This window comes from Campylobacter sp. 19-13652, from assembly GCF_019702925.1.
Taxonomy (GTDB): Bacteria; Campylobacterota; Campylobacteria; order Campylobacterales; family Campylobacteraceae; genus Campylobacter_A.
The window spans coordinates 711,001-732,825 of sequence record NZ_AP024713.1; the positions used below are offsets into that span (position 1 = coordinate 711,001).

The following is a 21,825-nucleotide window of genomic DNA, read 5'->3' on the forward strand; positions in this document are numbered from 1 at the left end:
ACATGAAAATAAACGAGCAAATTGCGCCCATTGCTATCATACCAGCTCGTGGCGGTAGCAAGCGCATAAAAAACAAAAATATAAAACAATTTTGTGGCAAGCCACTTATAGCCTATTCTATAGAAGCGGCGATTAAAAGTGGGGTTTTTGGCAAGGTTATAGTTACAACTGATGATGAGACTATCGCTAAAGTCGCACGCGAATACGGTGCTTTGGTACCATTTATGCGCCCAGATAGTTTAGCTGATGATTTTAGCACTTCAGGAGAAGCGGTAAATCACGCTATTGAGTTTTTAAGCTCTAATGCCGAGCTTGGGCGATTTGTCTGTACGATATACGCCACTGCACCGCTACTTTCTTTGCGCCCTGAGCTTTTATCGCAGGCTTTTAAGAGGTTAAAATCAAGCGGTGGGGCTAGGCAGGTATTTAGCGCTACTTCTATGAATTTTCCGATATGGCGTAGCTTTAGCGTAGATGAGGATAGCAGGTGCGAGATGTTTTTCCCAGAATACTTTAGCACCCGCTCGCAAGACTTAGTGCCAGCTTACGGTGACGCAGGGCAGTTTTACTTTGATGATTTAGCGGCTCCTGCTGGAGAAATTGGCTTTAGCAAGGATAAGCTTGCATTTATTCTGCCTAGGCATATGGTTTGTGATATAGATACGATTGAGGATTGGCAGATGGCTGAGGTGCTTTACGAACTAAATAAAAAATTAAATTCGTAATTTTAAAGCTTGCGTGTTAGGCAAAAAATCAAAGGAAAAACTGTGAAAGATAGAATAAAAATAGATAGTAAAGAGCTAGGCAGGGGCTGTGCGCCTTACATCATTGCAGAGCTTTCAGCTAATCATGGCGGCGATATTGAGCTAGCCAAAAAGAGCATTTTTGCAGCAGCAAATGCTGGTGCGAGCGCAGTCAAGCTTCAGCATTATAAGCCTGAGACTATCACTTTTAACTCAAATGCGCCTGAATACATGATAACGTCTGGTCCTTGGGCTGGACAGAGCCTTTATGAGCTTTATAATGGAGCTTTTATGCCGTGGGAGTGGACGGCGGAGCTGGTAAAAACTGCAAAGGAAGCTGGTATTACGCTCTTTTCGTCGCCTTTTGATAAGAGTGCGATAGAGCTTTTGGAGAAATTTGATATGCCAGCTTATAAAATAGCCTCGACCGAGATTATTGACACGGCGTTAATAAAGCTTGCCGCAAGCACCAAAAAGCCGCTTATAATCTCAACTGGCAATGCAAGCTTAGCTCAGCTTGATGAGGCGATACAGACTGCGCTAAAAGCAGGGTGCGAGGAGCTTGTCGTACTAAAATGCACCAGTCACTACCCGAGCCTGCCTGAGGAGATGAACCTCTCTGCTATTAAAATGCTTTCAAAAATTTATGGCTGTGTTGTAGGGCTAAGCGATCACACAAGGGGTATTGCCGTGCCTGTGGCTGCTGTGGCTTTGGGGGCTAGTGTGATAGAAAAGCATTTCATGCTTGATTGTAGCGTAAAAAGCGCAGATGACTTTTTCTCTGTTACGGCTGATGAGTTAAAAGAGCTAGTAAGTGGCTGCAATGATGCATTTAAGGCCATTGGAAAGCCTGTGCTTGAGAGTGTAAATTTAAAAGCAGGACGCTCTTTAATTGCGGTTAAGGATATTGTAAAAGGCGAGAAGCTTATTTTTAATAAAAACTTTACCTCACTTCGTCCAGGCGGTGGCATAGAGCCAAAATATTATGATTTAGTGGATAAAAAAACAGCTAAAACCGACATAAAAGCAGGCGCGCTTTTGGTTTGGGATATGATTTTGTAGATGGTTAAAATTTATAAAGCACTGGCATAAAGTTTTAAAATCGGTTAAAATATGCTTTATGTCTAAAGACTAAATTAGTTTCTCTTTAAAGCTAATTCTTGATATATGGTGTGCAAACATTTGATTATAAAGTAAAGATAGCTTTATGGTAATATATGCTTTTTGTTTGATAAATTTATAAGAGATTTTTAAAAAAATTTTGATTTATTAAATTTACTCGCACTAAAAATAGACTGTTTAAATCCTTGGTTTTTTATTTGTATAAAATATTTTGCATTAGATAAGTGGGGTGCATGATTTTAGAATTTTCTAAAATACTAGCAAAGTTAATACTTTGCTAGTTTATGGTATGATTTTTACAAATAGATGTCTATCTATCGCCTTATAAACCTTCCTGTTCTCTCTCTCTCTCTCTCTCTCTCTCTCTCTCTCTCTCGGAGCTGCGCTAAAAGTCATGTTATCGATATTAAACTCCTTTCTTACAGCTTGTTCTATTTGTGATTTTGATATATTTGCCTTAAATATCTTTGTAAATGCCGAATTTATTTTACCTATTTCATTTAAGCTAAATATAAATAAATTTGTATTTACGTTAAATAATTCTCTTGCTTGAGATACTAACTCTGTGATTTGTTCTTCGTTAAATCCGTCTGCTTCATCATCTATCATTGCTATGCGGTAAGCATTTTGTTTAAGCTCTTTTTTAAATTCATCTATGCTATTTACTGCTGTTATATTAAATTCCTTAAGCGCACCTTGGTAAATTTGATTTTGCACAGGGGTCTTTTTGTAGATTAGTATTTTAGTATTTTGCTCATACCCTCCACGCTTTTTCACAAATAGCTCAAATTTTTCTATTATTTTTTCAAGTGTATTTTGTAGGTGTTTTAACGACATAGGTTTTTTAATGGCATCTGTGAAATTTGCGTCGTTTTTTATCTCGTCTATAGAGATTTCTGAAGTGTTTGAGACTATGGCTACTATACTAGCTTGTGCTAGTTTGTTGTTTAGCTCTAGCTCTTTGCATCTTTTAGCTAGGTTTTTGGGGTTTATATTTGATATATCGCAGTCTATGAATATAGCATCAAAGTCATCTTGTGCCACCGAGTTTAGGAAGTTTTTTGTATCACTTAGGCTTGTAAGCTCAACGTCAAAATGTTCAAATGCAAGGCGTAGCATACTTAGGCTTATGTTGTTTTCATCAAGCAGCAAGATACGTGGCTTTTTAAGCATGAATGAGTTTTTGTCTTCTCTAGTTTCAAATTCAATTATGCTTGATATTATTTGATTTGGTAGGAGTGGGTCTTTTAGTATGGTTAGATTCTTTAAATCCTCATACCCAGCCAGCTTTTTGGTGTGGCGCATAAAGGCTATGTCATAGTTCATCTCTCTGATTTTTTTCGCACTTTCAAAGGTTGTTTCAAAGTTTAAGTTCATTCTTTTTAGTGTCAAGTCCATTATTTCATCATACTCCTCATCACCACTTTGTATGTATAGGATATGTAGGCTCTTATTTGTCTCAGGCATGACTAAATGCTCGCCTAGGTTTAGCTTAAGCGTGAAGCTAAACTCCACTCCGCGCTCTATTTGCGTAATTAGCTCTGAGTGCATGATGTTTAGGAAGGTTTTTGCTATATCTATACGCATTTTTACACTATCTGCTAGTATCTCATTTTGTCCTGTAGCTGATTCAAAGCTTTTTATATTTACTGATATATTTACGCTTGCAGTATCTTTTATATCGGTTAGCCTTTTTATCATGACTTGCAGTTTTGAGTTTTTAGCGGCGCTCATAGTAGCTGCTATTATTAGGTTTGAAATTATAGCTTTTAGTTTTGCTTCATCGCCTATTAGCACATGTACAAAAAGTGGATCTATATAATTTATAAAATTTAGTCCTTTTGCTTCTATCTCATCTATAGTTGAACCTATTGCCCCTTCAAATGCCTGTTGAGGGTTAAATTCAGCTTCAGTAGTGCTAATTTCCTCATCTTGCATGTTTATGGTACTAAAAAGTGCGTCAAAGTTTGCAAGCCCCAGGCTTGAGTTATTTTCGATTAAATTTATTATTTTTATCTGCTCTTTACTCGTCGCACTTTTTCGTAAAAATATTAGAGATTGCAGGTTTTGCTTGACTAGGTGCTGGTAGTTTGAACTTATCTTGCCTAGGTAGCTATTTTTTATACTGTTGAATAAATTTATTCTATCAAGTGTACTTTGCATAGAGATTATTTTTGCCATTAGTTCGCGTAATATTTCTATTATGGTTTCGTCTTTATCATCAATTTGTTCCACTTTTGTACTGGTTAGGGCTATATTTTTTGCTTCATTTAGCACTCTTAATTTTTTAAACATCGAAAGGGATATGAAAAAAAGCAATATAAAAATACCCATAAAAACAGGTATTTTTAGTTCGAGTTTTGTGTAATAATTGCGGTTTTTCTCATCTAGATCTTTTTCTAAGATGTTAGAGATTTGATTTAATATTATATAACGCTTTATTTGTAGGCTATATATGTCATTTAATATCTCTATCTTATCCGTAATAATATTATTCGCAAGTTCAAATTTAATCTCTTCTATCTCGGTATCTATCTCTTTTAATTCCTCACTGTTTAGTATTGCTAAAATTCCAGGTGTCATTATATGTTTTTGTAGCATGAAATTACTTACATCGTCGCTTTCAAAGTTTAGTTGTTCTTGTATATTTTTTATATCCAGCTCAGTTTTGCTATTTAGTTGATTTTGTATGAAGGTATTATTTTTATTTATATCAAGCATTTGGCTATAAAGAGAAATTAGTGCTTTTACATATGCTTTTATTTCGTCTATAAAGTGTCCTTGGTCTATATCTTTATAGTTTTGTATCATTATCTCATTTAGCTTTTCTAAAAATCCAAGATATTCAACCAGTCTAACATCTTTTATATTTTTATTTATTGCTATAAATTCCCTAGCTTGATCCAGTCCGTTTACTAGGATATTAAACTGACTTGTGTCATCTTGCGAAGTGTAAAGTGTTTTAAATTTCTTTATAGATTCATCACTTTTTGAGCGCTGCTTTTCTAAGTCTATATTATCAGCCTCTTTTTTTAGATATCTTATACTTATATTTCTTTCGCTGAAAATATCCTTTGATATATCTTTAAGTGCACTTTGTTTTGTTATGGCTACTTCTAGCTTTCTTGAGGCAGCTGCGTCTTTTAAAAGTCCAGTTCCATTTATAGCAAAGTATATTCCTACAGCAAATATGGGTACTATAAGCCAGTAGTCTTTGTAAACTCTCATTTAATTTTCCTTATTTATTAAAGCAGATAAATTTGATAGATAATAGCGTGAGAGCTTTATTAGCTCTTGATACTGATACTGTCCTGCATTTTGTATGCTTTCGTATGTCTTTGCAAGGGGTGTTAGATGAAAGTTAAGCGCAACTTTTTCTAGCTTTTTTGCAATTTTATTTATAGTTACTTTATCATTTGAGAGCATAGCGTTTTGCAATCTTATTTCTGATTTTTGTGCATTTTGGATAAAGTCGCTTAGATATGATAATAGCTCCTCAGATGATAGATCGAGCAAAAACATCTCCTTTTTTAGCCATGCTTCATCAAATTTTTCAAACGCAGCACTTGGTGCTAAGGCTTTCGTGTCTTGAGCGAGAAGATTTGGTAATCTTAGGCTATTTTGGGCTTGTTTTATCTCCTCTTGGGTTTTATTTTCGTCCGTGATTAAAAGTCTCAGCTCATAAATTTCCTCATTGCTTAGCATGTATACATCACAAATTTGAGCCAGCACGCTTATAGTCCGTCCGTCTTTTCGCTTTAGAGTGATGACTCTTTGGCGTTTGTTGCTTTTTATTATGCTTTCAAATATGCTTGTGGCGTCATTTTCTTTTGTGTGTCTGTATACCATGGCGTCTAGGCTTTTGCACTCACGCATAAACACCTCAAAACTATCAAAGCCCAGTATGCCAAGGGCTATATCATTTATCCCCAAAATATTATAAAATTTATCATAAAGTATCATCTATTTTGCCCTTTTGTGCTATCTTTTAGAGTGGATATTTTGGCTGCTATACTTTTGTTTGTAAGCTTTGCTACCTCCTCATATGAAGCCTCATAGATTTTATCAAAACTTCCATAAAATTTAACTAATTTACTAAGGCTTGCCTCGCTTATGCCAGCTTGTTTTAGTTTTGAGGCGGCTAGGTCGTTTTTACGCTTTGTTTTTTGATGAAAGCTAATAGCAAACCTGTGCGCCTCGTCTCTTAGTTTTTGAATGAGTAAGAGCCTGGCATCATTTGTAGCTAGGCTAAAAGTGCCGTTTGATGAGTAAATTTTATCCTTTGCGGCCCCTTTTGCACGGTAGGCTTTTGCGTCTAGCTTTTCTTTTGAAATTGCGATGACTTCGACATTCGCACCGCTACTTGCTATTATTTCTTTGGCTAGATTTAGCAGAGCCTCGCCCCCATCAATCACCCATAAATCAGGCGGACTTAGCTTATCAAAGCGTGTTGCCCTAATCGTGAGTGTTTGGCGCATCTGCTCGTAGTCATTGTTTGCGCTTAGGTGGTAGTGGCGATAGTCGGATTTGATAAATTTGCCATTTTTGTAGCGTATCATAGCCCCAACGCAAGCTTGTGCTTGCATGTGGGAGTTGTCAAAGACCTCTATTGTCTCAGGCACACAGCTAAGTCCGCATAGCTTTGCCAATGCCTTTTCTGCGCTCAGGTCGTATTCTTTATTTGAACTTAAAATAGCAGCTCTTGCATTTTGTGCGGCTATCTCGCAAATTCGTCTTTTCTCGCCCTTTAGTGGGCTTTTGAGGCTAAATTTTTTACCGTGTCGTTTTAAGAGGATTTCCTCTATTATCTGCGCGTCTGCTAGTTTATCTAGGGTATAAATTTTTGTGCTAATAGTCGGAGTATCCACTCCAAAGGCTTGCAAAATCGCCTGAGAGTAGACCTCTTCTATGCCCTCATTTTGCACGTCTTTTGCCATGCTTATGGCGCTATTTACCCCATTTACCCTGCCTCCTGATATGCTAAGCCTAGTAGCGCATACCAGCCCCATATCGCACACCACAGCAAACGCTTCAAAATCCTCCATTTTGGCTAAATCAAGCTCGACTTTTATCTCAAGGCTTTTTAAAAGCTCGATTTTATCGCGCATGGCTGCGGCTTGCTCAAAATCAAGCATAGCAGCATATTTTCCCATCATCTCATTTAGTCTTGGAATTAGTAATGCCGGCTCATTTAGTGCAGCTATGGCGTTTTTTAAAATCATTTCATAATCTTGTTTACTTATCCTGCCTTCACACGGTGCTTCGCAGCGTTTTATTTGATAAAATAAACAGGCTTTTTTATGCTTTAAACAGCCTTTTTTTTGTACGAGATTAAAATTTAGATAAAGAGCCTCAAGTAGCTCGCTAGCCCCTTTATAATAGGGACCAAAATATTGCACACCTTTGCCTTTTTGCACCTTTCTAGTTATCTCGAATCGTGGAAAATCCTCGGATAAATCCACGTAAATATAGGGGTAGGTTTTATCATCTCTTAGGAGTATGTTGTATTTTGGTTTTAACTGTTTTATGAGCGAATTTTCTAATATTAAGGCGTCAGCCTCGCTTGGAGTGATTATAAACTTAAGTTCAACTGTTTCGCTAATCATCTTAGCTATTCTTAAGGATACATTTGGATTTGGTGCTAGATTGGGGGTAAATTTAAAGTAGCTTTTTACCCTATTTTTTAGCACTTTTGCCTTGCCTATATATAGGAGTTTGCCGTCCTTGTCAAAATACTCATACACTCCGCTATTTTCAGGTAGTTCTTTTATCTGCTTGGCTAATTTTTGGCTTAATGAATTTTTTTCTAAGGCTTGCAAATGCGCTCCTTTATGACATTTCTTAATCTTTCAAAGGCTTTAAAGACTTCTTTATTTTTGGCTAAATTTATAAACTTAGCCTTTGACTTTAATGGGGTTTTTATAGGTGGTATAGGGGTGAGATTTATCTGCTTTGGTGGAGTTTTTAGCACGCTTATTCTTATATCTTTTATACTTTCTAGTGCGCTAGGCTGACCATTTAGTTTCGCGCCTGCATTTATCGCTCTTAATAAGCCTTTTATCATATTTATACTACTATCTCGTTTTAATTCGCTTAGCCCCACAGGGTGCTTAACTACGATAAAAAGAAGCTCGCCTTTTGCATAAACAAATGCAATAAGTGGTTTTACGTTGTTTGGTAAAAGCTCAATAAGGGTATGGCACTGAGCGGCGGCGGATAGACCTTTGTAGATAGGATTGTTAAAAAAATGTTTAGTAATTATCGATTTAGCGTCTTTCATAGCGTGATTTTAGCAGGTTTTGCTTTAGTTTTTCTTTGTGGGTGTGGGTATAAGGCAGATCCATTTTATTCAAATTTTAGCGAGCCAGTGCAGCAGAATTTAAAACAGCAATTCCTATTCCACTCATAGTTGGCTTAGCGCCTATTTTTACGCCAAGCTCGTGCGAATGCGCTAAAATCGTGCCGCAAGCCTCGAGGCAATATAAAAGCCATTGACACAAATTAGCGGGGTGTGTAATCTTATACGCTGTGGTTTGAATTTTACAATTTAGAAAAAACACTATCTTTAAAAATAACCCAAATTTATTTTAGTGAGTGATTTTAGCTTTTGCCAGCTTTTTATAAAGTCAAATTTAGAAACTTTTAAGTAAAATGGCAACTAATTTAACTTTTAAAGGAGGCAGTGATGAAATCACTCTTACTTTTTTGCCTATCGCTTTTGCCTGCATTTGCAAGTGACGGCGCAGTGGCAGAACACGCTATAAATTTAAGCACAACTTGGGTTGGTGTTGTCTGTCTTATAGTGTTTGTGGCTGGTTATTATTTTATAGCAGCAGAGGAAGTATACCATGTAAATAAGGCTAAACCAGCGATATTTATCGGTACTTTTATGTTTATACTAATAGGCATTTATATGGCTATTAACGGTATGGATATGCAGCCGCTTGATCACGAAGTCGAGCATCTTATCCTAGAAATTGCCGAGATTGTCTTCTTTCTTACGGTTGCTATGACTTATATTGAGGCGCTTATAGACAGAGATGTCTTTAATACTCTAAAATATAATTTAGTCTCAAAAGGTTACTCATATAAGCGTTTATTTTGGCTTACTGGTGTGATCGCCTTTTTCTTAAGCCCTATAGCTGATAACCTAACTACTGCACTAATTCTTTCAACTGTGCTTCTTACAATAGACCGTACAAATAAGCAGTTTTTAGTTGCTGGAGCTATAAATATCGTAGTTGCGGCTAATGCAGGTGGTGCTTGGAGTCCATTTGGCGATATTACCACGCTTATGGTTTGGGCAGCTGGTAAGTCTCCGTTTATCGATTTTTTAGCTCTTTTCCCTGCCTCTATCATAGGTTGGCTTATTACCGCATGGCTGCTTTCTTGGAGTGTTCCTGCTGGTAGTCCTCACTTTGATGCAAATACAGAGCAGAAATTTTGCATAAAACACGGTGGAAAGCCTATTATATATTTAGGCATTATTACCATTGTCTGTGCTGTACTTAGCCATCAGTTTTTCCACCTTCCAGCTATGTTTGGTATGATGTTTGGTTTATCTTTGTTGGGTGTTTATACATATATATTTAAGAAAATTTATAAAAATGAGGAGCCTTTAAATTTATTCCACTTTATATCAAAAATAGAGCATGATACGTTGCTGTTCTTCTTTGGAATTCTTTCAGCCGTTGGCGCGCTTCACTATTTGGGATTTTTGGATTATTTAGTCAGGCTTTACGACCATTTTGGATTTACGTCTATAAATATAGCAGTTGGCTTTATTTCGGCTATTGTGGATAACGTCCCAGTTATGAGTGCTGTATTAAAATCAAATCCAACCATGAATGCTGATGAGTGGTTGCTAGTGACATTGACTGCTGGAATCGGTGGCTCTATGATAAGCTTTGGTTCTGCTGCTGGGGTTGGCGTAATGGGTAAATTAAAAGGAATTTATACATTTGGTGCGCATATGGCTCAGGCTTGGAAGGTGTTAGCAGGCTACATTGTGTCACTTGTGATATGGTATGTTCAATTTGAAATTTTAGGATTATATTAATGAAACAAGCTGACATTGTTATTTTAGATTTTGGCTCACAGTATACCCAGCTTATTGCTAGACGGCTAAGAGAGCAGGGATTTTATGCTGAACTAATGCCTTTTAATGCAACAATAGAGCAGATAATGGCAAAATCACCAAAGGGCATAATACTAAGCGGAGGACCTGCTAGCGTATATGCAAGCGACGCTTATTTTTGCGATGAGGGGATTTATGAACTAGGATTGCCTATGCTAGGTATTTGCTATGGTATGCAGCTAATTGCACATCACTTTGGCGGTAGTGTGCGAGCGGCAAATGAGAAAGAATTTGGCAAAGCAAAGCTAAGTGTAACCGAGCCAAATGCCCTTTTTGATGGGCTTAATAGCTCTCAGATAGTTTGGATGAGCCACTCTGATAAGGTAGAGGAGCTACCTATAAATTTCAAAGTTATAGCAGTGAGTGAAAATAGCGAGTTTTGCGCATATGCTGACGAGGCTCGTAAAATTTATGCGCTTCAGTTTCACCCAGAAGTCCAGCATAGCGAGCATGGTACAGCGATACTGAAAAATTTCGCTAAAAATATTTGCGGCTGCGAAAGTACGTGGAATATGGGTAGCTTTGCAAAATCTCAAATAGCCAAAATCAAAGAGGAAGTAGGCGACGCTAAAGTCCTTTGTGCGGTCAGCGGTGGGGTGGATAGCTCTGTTGTAGCAGCCTTGCTAGCTCATGCGGTGCCTGAGAATTTGATAGTGGTTTTTGTTGATAATGGGCTTTTAAGGACAAATGAGCGAACGCAGGTTGAAAATATCTTTAAGGTAAAGCTAGGGGTAAATCTTATAACAATTGATGCTAGCGACCTATTTTTAGGCAGATTAAAGGGCGTGCGCGACCCAGAGCAAAAGCGAAAAATCATAGGCAATACCTTTATCGAAGTCTTTGACGCTGAGGCGGCTAAGCATGAAAATGTCAAATTCCTAGCCCAAGGTACACTTTATACAGACATCATAGAAAGCAGCGTCGCAGGGGCTAGTAAAACCATTAAAAGCCACCACAACGTGGGCGGCTTGCCAGAGGATATGAAATTTAAACTCATCGAGCCACTGCGTGAGATTTTTAAAGATGAAGTGCGTGCTTTGGGGCTTGAGCTGGGGCTTAGCAGGGATTTGGTATTTCGCCATCCATTCCCAGGCCCAGGGCTTGCTATACGCATAATGGGCGAGGTAAATGAGCCTAGCCTAAATCTACTTCGCAAAGCCGATGTGATACTTCGCGATGAGCTAAAAAGTAGCGGCTGGTATGATAAGACTTGGCAGGCATTTTGCGTACTTTTAAACGTAAACTCGGTTGGCGTAATGGGTGATAATCGCACCTATGAAAACGCTGTTTGTGTGCGTGTGGTAGATGCAAGCGATGGCATGACGGCAAGCTTTTCAAGGCTTCCTTATGATTTGTTAGAAAACGTAAGTCGCCGAATTATAAATGAAGTAGCTGGCATAAACCGCGTAGTATACGACATCTCATCAAAGCCACCTGCAACGATAGAGTGGGAGTAATTTTGGGCGCTTTGGCGCTCAAATCTTTTTAAAAAAATGCAAAATTTATTAGACTACCTGCTTGCAAACGAATACTTAAACCCAAAGCCACTTGATGAGAATAAATTTGAAAATAAAAAACTAGGCTATAAAAATGTAAATCATCACTTTGGCTTTGAGTTTAAAGATGACTTTAAATCAGCCTTTTGCAATGGGCTTTTTAAGATTGATAATAGAAAATTTATCCCATTTGTAAAAAATGGGGAGCAAATTTTCCTTAAAAGCAATTTTGCCATTTATGGTGGCCTTTATCCGTTAAAGTCAATTAGAGATAGAGTTATTGGCCTGTGTTTAGATAGTAAAAAGAAGCTAAAGTTTGAATTTGAGGAGTATTTAAACGGCGAGTGTGCTTCGTTTTTGTTATTGCTTGAAAATAATAAAAAAGTGGAAAAATCGGTTTTAAGTGATATGAAATTTATCTCAGATGGTAGCGAGCTTGAGCTTGATGAGATATACCAAAACAAAACACTAGATGAGATACTCTTAGCCGACACTTTTGAAGTTGGCTGTTTAAATTTATTCATTTCCACTACGCCATATTTTTTAAAATATTCTAAAGATTTTAGGTTAGAAAATGGCGAATTTGAAGCGTTTTGCAACTCTGTTTTTGCAGAAATTAATAGGCAGTTTGCAGGACTTGAGCTTAAGAGCTTGCAGGGGCTACTTTATATTATAAAAAATGTTTTAGAAAGCGAGCTTTGGTTTTCGTTTGAGAATATAATTTTAGATAAGGTAAATCAAGAGTTTAAAATCGGCAATCAAAGTGGCGAGTTTTTAGATTTTTCAAATTTTAAATGCTTAGTGAGCTTTTCAAACGAGACAGATACCTTGCTAAATAGCTTCTTTTTATCCGACCTATTTTTGATTAAGGATAAGTTTAAAAATAATAGTGCAAATATCTTATTAAAAGAGTATTTTGGCCTAGTGCAAACTAATAGGGTGGATCTTACCAAAGATAGCCTTGCTTTAGAGAGTTTTTGCGAGAGTAAATTTGTAAGCGGCGCATTTTTAAGCAGGCATAAATTAAATTTTTTACAGCAGTTTGCACTTAATAAAATGTTTGAAAAATTTAAAAATCAAGACGGAATTTATAGCGTCAATGGTCCTCCTGGAACTGGCAAAACCACGCTAATAAAGGACATTGTCGCAAATATTATAATAAATAGGGCGAGCGTTTTATTAGATATTGATGAGGCAGATTTTTGGCAAAAAGGCGATAGTGACGACCTTTATAAGTTAAACGAGCGGCTAATAGGACATGAGATTATAATCGCTTCATCAAATAATAAAGCGGTCGAAAATATCTCACAAAACGTCCCATTAGCTAGCGAGATAGAGGGTGAGTTTGACTATTTTGCTGATTTTGCAACTAAGCTTTTGGGTAAGGAGTGCTGGGGGCTAATATGCGCTACCCTTGGAAATAAGAAAAATAGAGATAATTTTAAGACAAAATGCCTAAATAATTCAAAATTTGATAATGCGCTAAATATAAGGCACAAGGAGCTTATTAGAGATAATGAATTTTGTGGCTTAAGCGCATTTTTATTTTACTATAAAAAGCTTTTTGACGGTTATTTATGTGATGATATTAAAACTGCAAAGGATAAATTTAGCCTATCTTTAAAAAGAGTACAAGATATTATTGATGATATTTTTAAAACGCAAAGCGATCTTATACAGGCAAAAACCGAGGCTATAAAAATTAAACAAAGGCTAAATTGGATAGATAAAGAGACAAAGACTATCTGCAATCAGCTTGGATTTGACGTGGCGGATAAGGACTATGTAGAAAAAAGGATAGATTTTTTAAAACAGACAAAGCCTAGCTGGCTGATTAAAATTTTTAACAAAAAGAGGTTGAAAGCTTGGCAAAATGAGTACGAGGGCTGCTTAGAGCTCTTTAAAAATTTAAGTGAAAAATCGCAGCTACAAAGCAAATTAAATGCGTTAAACGATAAATTGCAAGGCTTTTTTGAGGAGGATTTTAAGGGGACTATATTAAAAAGCCATTTTAATAGCGATGAGTATTTTATGGCGGCAAAGGAGTGTTTTAAGCAAGCTTTAAATTTACACAAAGCTTTCGTGCTTGCAAATGGTCCAAAATTTGCCACAAACTTAAACGTAGCCTTTAGTCAAAATGCCTCTAATGACGATAGGCTTTGGGCGTTTAAATCGCTGTTTTTCATCGTTCCATCTATCTCCACCACGCTTGCAAGCGTTAGTAGATTTTTGTCATTTGCTAAAGATAGCGAGTTTGGCTACGCTGTATTTGACGAGGCTGGGCAGGCTAGTTTATCCGCTGGAGTTGGGCTTTTAATGCGTTGCAAGAGGGCGGTTGTGGTGGGCGATCCGTTGCAGCTTGAACCTGTTACTGTTTTGCCAAAGTCAGTAAATGAAATTTTAATGAAATCATTTAACGTCCCTGATAGCTTTGATATCACACAGCATTCATTGCAATCAAGGGCGGATTTAGCTCAAAAATACGGCGCTTTCATAAAAGACGACTGGGTCGGCTCGCCACTTTTGGTGCATAGGCGGTGTAATAAATTTATGTTTGAGATAGCAAATGAGATTAGTTATGCTGGACTAATGGTGTCTGCTAAGGCTGATGAGTTTAGCTTTGGGCTTAAAAAATCGCTTTGGCTTAATGTAAAAAGCGATAATTTTAGTGAGCATTTTTCAGATAATGAGTTTAGGGTGGCGCAGGAGTTTTACCACCTTTTAGCCACCAAAGAAGCTAACATTAAGGCTAGTGATATTGCCGTGGTATCGCCGTTTAAATCGGTTGCGGATAAGATTAAAGGCAGCTTTAAGATAAAATCTCAAACTAGTATTAGCGGCACAATTCACACCATGCAAGGCAGGGAGGCTAAGATTGTTATTTTAATCCTAGGTGGGGCTAGTGAGGGTGCTAGGCAGTGGGTTTGCGCTAAGCCAAATTTATTAAACGTAGCTTTAACAAGAGCAAAGGAAGCTATCGTGGTTGTTGGGGATTTTGATAATTGCAAAAATTTAAACCTTTTTAGGGATTTTTGCGATAAATTTGAGCTAAAAGATATAAGTAGCGATGATGATGTGGTATATGATTAAAGATAGCACTCTTTTATAATTATAAATTTTAAACCACAGCATAAGCCAAATACTGCTAATTAATACCAGCAACTTTTAGCACTTCGCATAGGTTTGGTGCAAAATTGATAAACATCCTTGCAAGCCTTCGTTTGGCTTACACACCACAAGGATTGCTGCAGTGCAATATGAGTTATTAATAAGCCATTCATACGTGGCATAGGGCTTATTTTTGAAATTTGCAAAGCAAGTAGTATTGTTTAAAAGGGCTATTTAGTTTTTACTTTGCTATATTTGGATAAAATAACACTAAAATGCTCTATTACTTTTAATAAGGCGTATAAATTTAAATTTATAAAGGCGGTTTTATGCAGATTTGTTTAGCCACGGCCTCTGATGCTGGGCAGATAGCGCAGATTTACTCATACTATGTCAAAAATACAGCTATTACGTTTGATTACGAAGCGCCTGATGAGAGCGCTATAGGTGAGCAAATTAAGGCTACTTTAAGGCAATATCCATTTATCGTCGCTAAAGAACAAGGACGAGTAGTAGGCTATGCGTATGCGTCTAAGCTAAAAAACAGGCAAGCCTATGACTGGGCGGTGGAGAGTAGTATATATTTGCCAAATACCCACATATCATCAGGTATCGGTAGTGCGCTTTATGATGTGCTTGAGGGGTTACTGCGCGCTCAGGGCGTAGCTAGCGTGTTTGCCTGCATAGCTGCAGGGCATGAGCTAGAGCAGAGTGCGAGCATACTTTTTCATGCTAGGAGAGGATTTAGCGAGGTGGGTCGATGGCTTGGGTGCGGATTTAAATTTAACCGCTGGTATGACGTTATTTGGATGCAAAAGCAGCTTTGCGATCCAGGTGATAGCCCAAAAGAGCCAAAGCCCATTTTAGAGCTTGAGGCTAGGAGGCTTAGCGATATATTAGGTGGTGCTAATGCGTAGAGTTCAGCCTGATTTATTGATTAAAAATGTAAAAGTAGTTGATGTTTTCTCTCTTAATGTGGTGCATTCAAATGTCGCTATAAAAGATGGCAAATTCCTAGGCGTTGGGGATTACTACACAAGCGCAGAGTGTGAAGTAGACGCAGGTGGTGTGTATATGGCACCTACTTTAATAGACGGACATGTGCATATTGAAAGCTCTATGCTAAGCCCAGCGGAGCTTATGAGAGAGCTTGTCTCTCGTGGGGTTAGTAGCATAGTCGCAGATCCTCACGAGATAGCAAATGTCTGCGGTATAAGCGGCGTGGAGTATATCTTAAATCAAAGCGAAAATATCCCAGCCCATGTCTATGTAATGCTGCCTTCTTGCGTGCCAGCGACTGAGTTTGAAACTAGCGGAGCGAGGCTGGATGCAAAGGCTCTAAGCGCGCTTATAAGCCATGAGAGGGTGCTAGGACTTGGCGAAATGATGGATTTTGTGGGGGTTATTAATGGCAAGAGTGAGCCTTTAAAAAAGCTAGAACTAGCCAAAAAGTACAGAAAAGCTATAGACGGACACTCACCTATGCTAAGTGGCGAGCGGCTAGATAGGTATGCTGCGGCTGGGGTTATGAGCGATCATGAGTGTAGCAGTGTGAGTGAGTTTAATGACCGTATATCTAGGGGCATGTGGGTGCAGCTTAGAGAGGGAAGTGCTGCAAAAAATTTAAGCACCCTTTTGCCAGCCGTTACCCTAGCAAACTCAAGCAGGTGCTTTTTTTGCACTGATGACCGCCATCCAAGTGATCTAAAAAGCGAGGGCAGCATAGACTACGTACTAAAAAAAGCGATAAAGCTAGGGCTTGATCCGCTTCTTGGCATTCGCATGGCAAGCCTAAACGCGCACCTTTGCTACGGCATAGAGCGCGCCGGGGCGATAGCGTGTGGGTATAGGGCTGATTTTTTCTTGTTTGATGATTTGCATGACATAAGGGCAAAAAGCGTCTATATAGCGGGTGAGCTTATCGCTCAAGATGGCACTATTTTGACTGGTTTTGGCAGTAAATGCGAGCCTATTTTACGCATGAGGGCGCGCAAGCTAGATAAAAGCGACCTGCGTCTAGCACTTAATAGTGATGAGGCAAATGTCATAGGAATAATCCCAGATGAGCTAATTACTGAGCATTTGCGCTTAAGGGTAAAGCTAGAGCAGGGCGAGTTTAAATTTAGTGATGATGACATTTGCAAAGCTGTCGTGCTAGATCGTCATAGCGGTAAGAGCCACGTTGGACTGGGACTTGTCAAAGGATACGGCATAAAGCGCGCCGCCGTGGCTACTAGTGTGGCTCACGATAGCCACAACATCATTGCAATAGGCGATAATGATGATGATATTTTAGCTGCTGTTAACCGTGTCGTGGAGCTTGGCGGAGGTATGGTCGTTGCTAGTAAAGGGCGCGTGATAGATGAGCTTAGGCTTGATATTGCGGGGCTTATGAGTAGTGCTAGTATTGATGAGGTGGCTAGTGCTGATACTAGGCTTGTTCGTCTTGCTAGAAGCTTTGGCGTTATCGAGGGGGTCGATCCATTTATGACGCTTAGCTTTTTGGCTTTGCCTGTTTTGCCACATTTAAAGCTAACAGATCTTGGATTATTTGATGTGGATAAATTTAAACATATTAGGGTAGATGAGGGCTAGCGCTTTGATCTGATTTTGGTTTATCTTACTTTGTAAGGCAAGGTATAGCTGTATCTTTTGCGACATTTTGTAGTCATTAGGCGGCATTTGCGCATAATTTCTCAGCCAAAGTTGCGGTTATTATGGCTTTAAATCCTTTAGGCTTCGTAGAGTAAAGCACAATTAAAATTCCTTAAAGGTCTGCGATTACTATACTTATCGTCTATTGTGCGCATTATGCTATATTCTGCTATCTGTTACGATTTTAATTTATTAAATCAAATTTAAAAATGCAATAAAATAGGGATAGGCAGGATTGGGTCACAAATTTCAAAGGCAAGCTTTATGTCTCATCTTAGCTTTGCTGGACTCTAAAAATAGCGTTGATACTAAATTAGCGATGCTAGGATTGTTTTGCAGTTTAAAATTTGCAATTAAGCAAAAATACTTAAAATTATTTACAAATTTTTACGCTCTTTTTGGCAAAATACTTTATGCTTAAAAGTCAAAAAATAATCGCTAAATTTTAACCCTAAGCTTAAGTATATCCTCTACTATTTTGCTAGTAGAATGGTCTTAATTTTAGCTGTGTGTGACTACACGATAATTTAGCTTTTGCTTTTATAAAAACAAATGGCTTTTTATGGCGTAAAAATTTGAAAAACTCTTTTTATTAATAGTGCTTTACAAATTTCAAAAGCAACCCCTATGCCACGTATGAGTGGCTTACTCACAACCAATATAGCAGTGAGGCATGTCCAGCTTTGCTTCACCCAGATTTTGCCTTTGCCTACAGAGTGAGAATGAGTGCAATCTGCGCAAGTAGTTTAGCAGGTTAACTGCGCTGGACTTAATTCTTTTGATGCAAGCTGTATAAAAATAGTAAGCTTACTAAGCTTTATTTAGGAGATTTTCTTAGATATTTTTATGCTAAAAATCGTAGTAAAGGAGATAATGCTAAAGGTCTCTTGCACAAATTAATGGTGTTAGGCTTATAAGGTAGTTTAAAATTGCAATTAAAAATTATCCACTTTTAGCATTTAAGGTAAAAACTATAATGGCTTTATAAGAGAGTAGGTATAAAGCCCAGCAAATCATTGTAAAAAGGCGATTTTAATGCGTTTCTTTGTTAAAATTATCCTCAATCAATCTTATCTCCTCATCTCCGCTTCGTACTAGATTTTGGTCGTATTTTAGGTATTTTACGTCTATTTTGTCAGGGTAGTCGACGTGGCTTAAGATATACTTAAAAATATTTATTCGCGCTCGTTTTTTATCGTCTGAGGCTATGATTGTCCACGGCGCTTTTGGCGTGTGGCTGGCTAGGAGCATGGAGTATTTGGCTATGGAGTACTGTTCCCATAGTTCTTGAGATTTTTTATCAACTGGCGAGATTTTAAACTGCTTTAATGGATCTGTTAGCCGCCTCTTAAATCTTCTTTTTTGCTCCGCTTTGCTTACAGAGAGATAAAATTTAAAGCAGATTATGCCAGAGTTTATTATCATCTCTTCAAATTTTGGCACCTCTTTTAAAAATTCCTTATGCTCTTCTTGTGTACAAAAGCCCATCACAGGCTCCACGCCAGCCCTATTGTACCAGCTACGGTCAAATATCGCTATCTCGCCAGCGCTTGGCAAATGCGCAACATAACGCTGAAAATACCACTGCGATTTTTCCACGTCACTTGGCTTGTCAAGTGCGACTATACGGCACCCCCTTGGGTTTAAATGCTCGGCTATGCGTTTTATACATCCGCCCTTACCAGCCGCATCTCGCCCCTCCATAATAATGAGTATGCGTAGGTTTTTGTCCTTGACATGATTTTGAAACTTAAGCATCTCAATCTGTAATCGTCTAAGCTCTTTTTGATATTCAAGGGTGCTTTTTTTGACCTTTATACTTACCTTTTTTGGCTGATTTTTGTCTAATTCTTGCATGCTCACTCCTTCGGTTGTTAAATTTTAGCAATTATTTGTTAAATTTATATTTATTAAAATGCTTGAATAATAATATTTTTTAAAAATGATTATAATTTTACTATCGGTTTAATAAAAAATGTTACAATCAAAGAAAAAATTTAAGGAATTATATGATACGCAAATTCATAATGCTACTGTTTTTGTCGCTTCTGACTACGCAGATATTTGCTAAAAATATCGATGTAAATGAGGCTTTTGTGGTAAATTTAACCCCTGCGGAGGATAGATTTGATGTGGATTTTATCCTAGGAGATGAGAGAATTTTCATCTATAAAAATAGCTTTTCGGTTGTTGTAAATGGTGAAAATATCACAGATAAACTAGCCATACCCATGGGGCAAAATAAGGGCAATTATTCTATTATAAAGCACGATTTTAGCCTTCTTTTGCCGTTTTCGCTTTTTAGCAAAGACACCTCAAGTCTCGTGCTAAATTATCAAGGCTGTGCGGAATCTGGCATATGCTATCGTCCGCAAGTTAGGGAGTTTAGTGTACTAAAAGATGACTCGGGTGGATTTAGTGCAAAGCTTGTAAGATTAAATGGCAAGAGCGTTGCAGCAAAGGATGCTACGGACAATACGTCAGAAAGTGTGCTCGGTGAGCGTGGATTTGTGGATAAATTTATTGCGATTTTTTCAGGGGATTTGGGAAATGATGCGGAGATTGCAAACAGCTTAGCAGGCAGCACTGCTATAATCTCTGCTTTTGTGTTTTTTATCTATGGACTTGCGCTTTCTCTTACGCCTTGCGTGCTTCCTATGGTGCCTATACTCTCAGGTATTATCGTCTCTCGTGGGGGCAGGGGTGGCTTTATGGCGAGCGTGGTTTATGTGTTTGCTATGGCGCTAGCTTACGCAACATTTGGCGTGGTGGTAAGCCTGCTTGGAGGCGGAGTGCAGGCGTGGCTGCAAAATGAGTGGGTGCTTGGGGCTATGGCGCTGGTTTTTGTGTTGCTTGCGCTTAGTATGTTTGGGGCTTATGAGATACGTCTGCCCAGCTTTTCTGGTGATAGATTTTCAAAAAAAGGCGGGCTTTTTGGCGTGGCTATAATGGGTGTGTTGTCTACTTTGGTTGTTTCGCCTTGCGTTGCGGCACCGCTTGCTGGTGCGCTTTTGTTTATAGCTAGAAGTGGAGACGTGCTTTTTGGTGCGATTATGCTTTTTGTTATGGCGCTTGGCATGGGTGTTCCGCTTTTAATTATAGGCATAAGTAGTGGTAAATGGCTGCCAAAACCAGGCGTATGGATGGATGGCGTAAAGAGCGCATTTGGCTTTGTTATGCTTGCTGTGGCTGCGTGGCTTGTAGGTAGGGTTTTAGGAGATAGTGTTGTGCTTGTGCTTTGGGGTGCGATAGGGCTTTTTGCTGTGGCTAGATTTGGGCTTTTTGTTGGCTCGGCTAGCTGGGTAAGAAGGGGTGCGCTTTTAGTGCTTGCTATTTACTCGGTGCTACTTTTTATAGGCGGGGTTGCTGGAGGTAAGGATTATTTAAATCCACTTTTGGCTTTTACTGGCTCTAGTGTCGCAACTATTCACAGCGAGCCAAAATTTATCAAAGTTTCAAATTTAAACGAGCTTAAAAATGCGATTAAAAGTGCTGATGGGACTGTGATGGTTGATTTTTGGGCTAGCTGGTGTGCTAGCTGCATTGAGCTTGATGAGAAAACTCTAAGCAATCCTAGCGTGCAAGCTAGTCTAGAGCGCTTTGTTCTCATTAAAGCGGACGTTAGCGCAAGTGGTGCAGCTAGCGAGGAGATGATGAGAGCTTTTGAAGTAGTAGGGCCTCCTGCGCTTTTATTTTTTAAAGACGGTGCCGAGCTAAAAGAGCATAGAACAAGCGGCTTTATCCCGCCAAAAGCCATGATAAATCTACTTGAGGCTATAAACCCTTAAATTTCACGGCGGATATACTCCGCCCATGAGGTTAGATTTGCCTGTTCTGCTTTTAGCGTGGTGCTAGCCCCATGTCCTGGATAGATGGTATAATCCCCTTTTAAATCGGCACACTTTTGTAGGCTTTTTAGCATATCGTGCGCATTTGAGTATTCAAAATCCCACCTACCTATACTTGATTTAAATAAAAAATCTCCGCTAAAAATCACGTCTTTTATCCTTATCATTGCGCACCCTGGCGTATGCCCAGCAAAATGCAGGTAGCTAAACTCCTCTCCGCCTTCGCTATAGCTACCCTCGTCTACGGCAAAATCGGGCTTACAAGGTGTAAATTTAAAGCCAAATTGATAGCCTCCTAAAAGCATAAACTCATCATCTTTATGAATATAAACTGGTGCTCCAAGCTCGCTTTTTAGATCTGCTACGTCATTTATGTGATCAAAATGTCCGTGCGTGCATAGTATAGCTAGAGGTGTTAGACTTTTTGATTTTAGCTCTCCTAATACCCATTTTGTTGCTCCAACGCCAGGGTCAATGATAAATGCTTTATTGTCTATTTGGGCGATGTAGCAATTAGTGCCAAAATCCCCAAATGCCTTGCAAAATATTTTCATTTTATGATAAACCTTTATAAATTTAGCTGGGATTATATCTCAATTTTGCTGAAAAATCGGCTCAAAAAAGCAAACCTTAAAAAAGAAAAAATTTATAATAAAAGTCGTTTTAACTCCCTATTTTAGGGCTTTTTTATATTTACTGTGCCAAAACTGTGTCAA

At 38.4% G+C, this 21,825-nt stretch carries 14 protein-coding genes; 8 read left to right on the forward strand and 6 right to left on the reverse strand.

What is annotated here, in order from left to right; all coding sequences use genetic code 11:
* Positions 1-2 precede the first annotated feature (2 nt).
* Both pseF and pseI read left to right on the forward strand, forming a co-directional pair.
* Complete coding sequence (gene pseF / locus LBC_RS03455; protein ID WP_221254709.1) at positions 3-725, forward strand: pseudaminic acid cytidylyltransferase; 723 nt, start codon at positions 3-5, stop codon at positions 723-725.
* A gap of 42 nt (positions 726-767) precedes the next feature.
* On the forward strand, positions 768-1,805 hold the full coding sequence (gene pseI, locus LBC_RS03460; protein ID WP_221254710.1) for a pseudaminic acid synthase: 1,038 nt from the start codon (positions 768-770) through the stop codon (positions 1,803-1,805).
* Positions 1,806-2,147: 342 nt separating this feature from the next.
* Here the strand turns inward: pseI and LBC_RS03465 are convergent, their stop codons facing one another.
* Genes LBC_RS03465 through LBC_RS03480 form a run of 4 tightly spaced genes read right to left on the reverse strand, consistent with a single transcriptional unit; the run spans position 2,148 to position 8,145 of the window.
* A complete protein-coding gene (locus LBC_RS03465; RefSeq protein WP_221254711.1) occupies positions 2,148-5,093 on the reverse strand; it encodes a hypothetical protein in 2,946 nt (981 codons plus the stop codon).
* On the reverse strand, positions 5,094-5,828 hold the full coding sequence (locus tag LBC_RS03470) for a hypothetical protein (RefSeq protein WP_221254712.1): 735 nt from the start codon (positions 5,826-5,828) through the stop codon (positions 5,094-5,096).
* Positions 5,825-7,684 (reverse strand): excinuclease ABC subunit UvrC, encoded by a 1,860-nt coding sequence (gene uvrC / locus LBC_RS03475; protein WP_221254713.1) that lies wholly within the window; start codon positions 7,682-7,684, stop codon positions 5,825-5,827. Before uvrC ends, LBC_RS03470 begins: the two co-directional genes overlap by 4 nt.
* The gene (locus LBC_RS03480; protein ID WP_221254714.1) at positions 7,672-8,145 is read right to left on the reverse strand and encodes a hypothetical protein; all 474 of its coding nucleotides are present in this window, start codon (positions 8,143-8,145) and stop codon (positions 7,672-7,674) included. The genes uvrC and LBC_RS03480 overlap by 13 nt, the downstream gene beginning before the upstream one ends.
* Before the next feature lie 405 nt (positions 8,146-8,550).
* Between LBC_RS03480 and nhaD the strand changes: the two genes are divergently transcribed.
* From nhaD to ade, 5 genes are all read left to right on the forward strand, one after another.
* A complete protein-coding gene (gene nhaD, locus LBC_RS03485) occupies positions 8,551-9,924 on the forward strand; it encodes a sodium:proton antiporter NhaD (RefSeq protein ID WP_221254715.1) in 1,374 nt (457 codons plus the stop codon).
* Positions 9,924-11,459: a glutamine-hydrolyzing GMP synthase gene (gene guaA / locus LBC_RS03490; protein WP_221254716.1), complete on the forward strand. Its 1,536-nt coding sequence runs from the start codon at positions 9,924-9,926 to the stop codon at positions 11,457-11,459. The genes nhaD and guaA overlap by 1 nt, the downstream gene beginning before the upstream one ends.
* A gap of 36 nt (positions 11,460-11,495) precedes the next feature.
* The gene (locus LBC_RS03495) at positions 11,496-14,588 is read left to right on the forward strand and encodes an ATP-binding protein (protein ID WP_221254717.1); all 3,093 of its coding nucleotides are present in this window, start codon (positions 11,496-11,498) and stop codon (positions 14,586-14,588) included.
* 347 nt (positions 14,589-14,935) lie between these two features.
* Complete coding sequence (locus tag LBC_RS03500) at positions 14,936-15,523, forward strand: GNAT family N-acetyltransferase (RefSeq protein ID WP_221254718.1); 588 nt, start codon at positions 14,936-14,938, stop codon at positions 15,521-15,523.
* Positions 15,516-17,201 carry an adenine deaminase gene (ade, locus tag LBC_RS03505; protein ID WP_221254719.1) on the forward strand — a complete coding sequence of 562 codons (1,686 nt, stop codon included), beginning with the start codon at positions 15,516-15,518 and terminating at the stop codon, positions 17,199-17,201. The genes LBC_RS03500 and ade overlap by 8 nt, the downstream gene beginning before the upstream one ends.
* A 1,092-nt stretch (positions 17,202-18,293) precedes the next feature.
* Here the strand turns inward: ade and ppk2 are convergent.
* Positions 18,294-19,118, reverse strand: coding sequence for a polyphosphate kinase 2 (gene ppk2, locus LBC_RS03510; protein WP_221254720.1), 825 nt, complete (start codon positions 19,116-19,118; stop codon positions 18,294-18,296).
* A 152-nt stretch (positions 19,119-19,270) separates the two neighbouring features.
* Between ppk2 and dsbD the strand changes: the two genes are divergently transcribed.
* On the forward strand, positions 19,271-21,049 hold the full coding sequence (gene dsbD / locus LBC_RS03515; RefSeq protein ID WP_221254721.1) for a protein-disulfide reductase DsbD: 1,779 nt from the start codon (positions 19,271-19,273) through the stop codon (positions 21,047-21,049).
* Here the strand turns inward: dsbD and LBC_RS03520 are convergent.
* On the reverse strand, positions 21,046-21,663 hold the full coding sequence (locus LBC_RS03520) for an MBL fold metallo-hydrolase (protein WP_221254722.1): 618 nt from the start codon (positions 21,661-21,663) through the stop codon (positions 21,046-21,048). The genes dsbD and LBC_RS03520 overlap by 4 nt on opposite strands.
* Positions 21,664-21,825: the final 162 nt, after the last annotated feature.

Coding starts and splice junctions, on each gene's coding strand:
- LBC_RS03480 (WP_221254714.1), bottom strand. CDS start 8,145: ATGAAAGACGCTAAATCGATAATTACTAAACATTTTTTTAACAATCCT.
- LBC_RS03500 (WP_221254718.1), top strand. CDS start 14,936: ATGCAGATTTGTTTAGCCACGGCCTCTGATGCTGGGCAGATAGCGCAG.
- ppk2 (WP_221254720.1), bottom strand. CDS start 19,118: ATGCAAGAATTAGACAAAAATCAGCCAAAAAAGGTAAGTATAAAGGTC.
- dsbD (WP_221254721.1), top strand. CDS start 19,271: ATGATACGCAAATTCATAATGCTACTGTTTTTGTCGCTTCTGACTACG.
- guaA (WP_221254716.1), top strand. CDS start 9,924: ATGAAACAAGCTGACATTGTTATTTTAGATTTTGGCTCACAGTATACC.
- pseF (WP_221254709.1), top strand. CDS start 3: ATGAAAATAAACGAGCAAATTGCGCCCATTGCTATCATACCAGCTCGT.
- LBC_RS03465 (WP_221254711.1), bottom strand. CDS start 5,093: ATGAGAGTTTACAAAGACTACTGGCTTATAGTACCCATATTTGCTGTA.
- ade (WP_221254719.1), top strand. CDS start 15,516: ATGCGTAGAGTTCAGCCTGATTTATTGATTAAAAATGTAAAAGTAGTT.
- LBC_RS03520 (WP_221254722.1), bottom strand. CDS start 21,663: ATGAAAATATTTTGCAAGGCATTTGGGGATTTTGGCACTAATTGCTAC.
- nhaD (WP_221254715.1), top strand. CDS start 8,551: ATGAAATCACTCTTACTTTTTTGCCTATCGCTTTTGCCTGCATTTGCA.
- LBC_RS03470 (WP_221254712.1), bottom strand. CDS start 5,828: ATGATACTTTATGATAAATTTTATAATATTTTGGGGATAAATGATATA.
- LBC_RS03495 (WP_221254717.1), top strand. CDS start 11,496: ATGCAAAATTTATTAGACTACCTGCTTGCAAACGAATACTTAAACCCA.